Annotated in this window: 2 protein-coding genes; both read left to right on the top strand. The window is 54.9% G+C overall.

Going from position 1 to position 3,629, the window contains the following annotated elements; all coding sequences use genetic code 11:
- Positions 1-175 precede the first annotated feature (175 nt).
- Positions 176-1,150, top strand: coding sequence for a PorP/SprF family type IX secretion system membrane protein (locus tag ACFFIP_RS17805; protein ID WP_382389114.1), 975 nt, complete (start codon positions 176-178; stop codon positions 1,148-1,150).
- On the top strand, positions 1,141-3,507 hold the full coding sequence (locus ACFFIP_RS17800; protein WP_382389113.1) for an OmpA family protein: 2,367 nt from the start codon (positions 1,141-1,143) through the stop codon (positions 3,505-3,507). Before ACFFIP_RS17805 ends, ACFFIP_RS17800 begins: the two co-directional genes overlap by 10 nt.
- Positions 3,508-3,629 lie beyond the last annotated feature (122 nt).

Below are 3,629 nucleotides of genomic sequence, written 5' to 3'. Positions count from 1 at the left end.
TGATGCTTGACATGAAAAGCAAAAAAATGTATGTTTACGGCATAAAAGAATATTTGACAGTTTACCGGGGGTTATTTCTGGTGCTGTTGGGGTCCCGGGGGCGTTTTTGACCGGGTTCCGGTCATACGGGCGGGTGTCCCGTCTGGCGAGATAGAGATTTAAACCGACAGAAAAGATGAGAGGTATTTTTAGGATTTCGATGATTGCGCTGATTGCGGTCCTGGTGTCCGTATCGGCCACAGAGGGGCAGCAGCTGCCCCAGTTCAGCCAGTACATTTTCAACGGTCTTCACATCAACCCGGGATATGCGGGCTATAAGAGTGAGGGCTATGTACAGAGCACCTACAGGAGCCAGTGGGTTAACCTTCCGGGTGCGCCGCGTACCTTTACGGTCACTGCGGACCTGAGTGCGAACGAGGGCATGATGGGATTCGGTGTGTCGCTGATGACCGACCAGATCGGTCCTGCGCGTACGACGGGGGGTCTGTTGACGTATGCGTACAGGCTCCAGGTGGGCGAGGAGTCCTTTCTGAGCCTTGGAGCGAGTGCGGGGGTATCGGAGTACATGATAGACGGGGACCTGTTGCAGTACAATGACGAGGGCGACCAGAACATTCCTGTGGGTAGGGTTTCGTTTTTCACGCCGAACATGAACACTGGTCTTTTCTGGCACAACAGCCGTTTTTATGCGGGCTTCAGTGCTTACAACATGATCGGCAAGGGCGCGCTTGAGCGCAGCGACATAGCGCTTGCGTACCACGACCTGCATTTTTATCTTACCGCGGGCGCACTTTTCCCGCTTACGGAGAAGATACAGTTCAAGCCGAGTTTTCTGGTGAAGGAAGTGAAGGGCTCTCCTACGAGCTATGATCTGAACGGTATGTTCCTGTTCATGGAGCGTGTGTGGCTGGGTGCATCTTACCGTTCGAATGTGAAGATCAACGATGAGGGCCTTTCGGGGAACCTGAACAACAGGACTGCTGTGGCATTTGTTGCGGAGATCTTTGCGACGGACAACCTGAGGATCGGTTATGCGTACGACCACAACCTGAACGTGCTTCAGAATTACAGGCACAATTCACATGAACTGTCGGTAGGTTATTATCTTTCGCCGAGAAGTGTTAAATTGAAAAACCCTAGATGGTTCTGATCATGAAGACTGGATATAAGATATTGTTTTTGGGCCTTTCGGCCGTAATGCTGCTGGTTTTTGATTCGGCGGCACAGAGTTCGCTTCTGAGATATGCGGACAGGCAGTATTCGCTGGGCAACTATGCGGAGGCTGCCGACACGTACACGGAGGCCTACGGCAGACGTGGCCGTTATGAGACGGCGCGGATGGCGGCACAGACCTACAGCATCATGGGCGATTATGCAAAGTCCTTTGAATGGTGGGGTGTTACGGTATCCCATGAGGGATCTGACAGGGATGATTTTGTGAAGTACCTGCGTTCTGCGGTACAGGCGGGCCGAATGGATTCGGTGGGGGATATACTTTCCGGATCGGGCTATACGGAGGCGGACTTTCCGGAGCTTGACTTTGCGGGCATGCGTTCGCTTATGGGGCAGCGTGCGAACGTGAAGCTTGTACCGGTTGCAGGGCTGAACAGTGAGGGGTCCGATATGGGGGTTTCCTTTGACGGGAAGGGCAATGTGCTTTTTTCGAGCGACCGTGGTCCTGTTGGGGACACGCAGCGCCCTGCGGTGCGTCTGGACGCGAAGAACAGCATCTACAGCAGCGAGCGGAGCAACTTCAACGAGCGCCAGTACTACAGGCTCTACAGCCGCGGGGAGGACGGGAGTCTGTCGGTGGTGGTGACGGACCTGGAGGACGTGGTACAGCTGAACGGCCCGAGCGTCCTTGCGGACATGGGGATCGTGTTCTACACGGCCTTTGAGGGCAGGACGAAGGTGAAGGGTATGCGTGAAGTGGAGATCCAGCCGGGTATCTATTACGGCAGGCTTGACGGTGAGGGGAAGATAACGGAGAGCGTGGCCTTCCCTTACAACAGTGACCTTGAATACGGAGTGATGACGCCTTTTGTGGACGGTGAGGCCGGAAGGCTTTACTTTTCCTCGGACATGCCGGGGGGCTACGGGAAGTATGACATATATTATGTGGAGTTCGACGGGGATATGAACTTCGGGGATCCGGTAAACCTTGGCCCTGGGGTGAACACTGCGGAGAGCGACAGCCACCCTTCACGTATCGGTGACAGGTTTTATTTTTCGTCGAGGGGCCACCTTGGCCTGGGGGGCATGGATGTTTTCACGGCGGACTACGTGGGCGGGAACATCAGCGGAGTGAGGAACATGGGTGTTCCCTACAACAGCGAGCGTGATGATTTTGCGTATGCGGTATCGCCTGAGGGCAGACGTTACCTGACCTCTGACAGGCCTGGCGGACAGGGTCTTGATGACATCTATACGATAGAGGACCTTTACAAACACCTCCGTGCATCTGTTGTGGACTGTGACGGGTTGCTGGTCAGGGACGCCTTCGAGGTCGAACTGTCGGAGCTCGGTAAAGATGAGAGGACGGCGACGGTGAGGGAATCTGACGGCAGGGTCGGTGCAGTGCTGGACCCGGTTTCGGATTTTGTGCTGAAGATCAGCAGGGCGGGCCACTTCAGTGTGGTTGACAGCACGCTGAGCACGAAGGGGATGGAGGGCGACACGCTGAGCAGGGAGTACAGACTTGTTGCGGTGCCTTACCGCACGCCGGTATATGTTGACATTGTGTATTATGACCTTGACAGGTCTGAGATCAGGAATGATGCTGCACCGGCACTTGACAAGGTGGCGGAGCTGATGGGCAGGTACGGTTTCATGGACCTGGTTGTATCCTCTCATACGGATTCGAGGGCATCGGATGCGTACAACGAGGCGCTGAGCCAAAGACGTGCGGATGCGGTGAGGGATTACCTTTCTGGTTACGGGATACCGGGCGAGAGGGTGAGACTTGAATGGTCCGGAGAATCCGAGCTTGTGAACGACTGCGGGGACGGCGTGCCGTGCCCTGAGCGTGAGCACCAGATGAACAGGCGCAGTGAACTTGTGCTAGAGGCGTTCCCGGATCCGGATAAGGCGTATGCGCTTCCGGAGGGGATTGAAGACCCCTGTGACCTTGAGGATATGCTCAGGGGCATCCAGGAAGAGGTGAACGGTCTTCCGGTGGTCTACTTTGACTTTGACAGGTCGGATATCAGGCCTGTTCACAGGAAGGAGCTTGAGCGTGTGGGCATCATGATGGGGAGGCTTCAGGACCTGAGGTTATATATCGAGGGGCATACGGACCAGCGTGGCAGTGATGCTTACAACATGGCGCTGTCTGAGCGCAGGGCGAAGTCAGTGATGGACTACCTGGTGAAGCGCGGTGTCGAGGCATCCAGGATGGAGCATGTGTGGTACGGTGAGAGCCGTCCGGTCCATGACTGCAGCACGGGTGACTGCAGCGGGGCCCAGCACCAGGAGAACAGGCGGACTGTCCTGAGGACGGGCAGATGAGAGATAATAGAAAGACAGTAAAGAACAACAACAATAAAGATATCGGTCCCAAGGGATGTAAAAGTTAATTATCGTCGGTTTAAAAACTAAAAAAGCTAACTGAGGTTCGGTTAGCTTTTTTT

This window comes from Fontibacter flavus (assembly GCF_042432905.1).
Taxonomy (GTDB): domain Bacteria; phylum Bacteroidota; class Bacteroidia; order Cytophagales; family Cyclobacteriaceae; genus Fontibacter; species Fontibacter flavus.
Note: the sequence above shows the minus strand (reverse complement) of the source record. Positions and strands in the feature narration are given on the sequence as shown.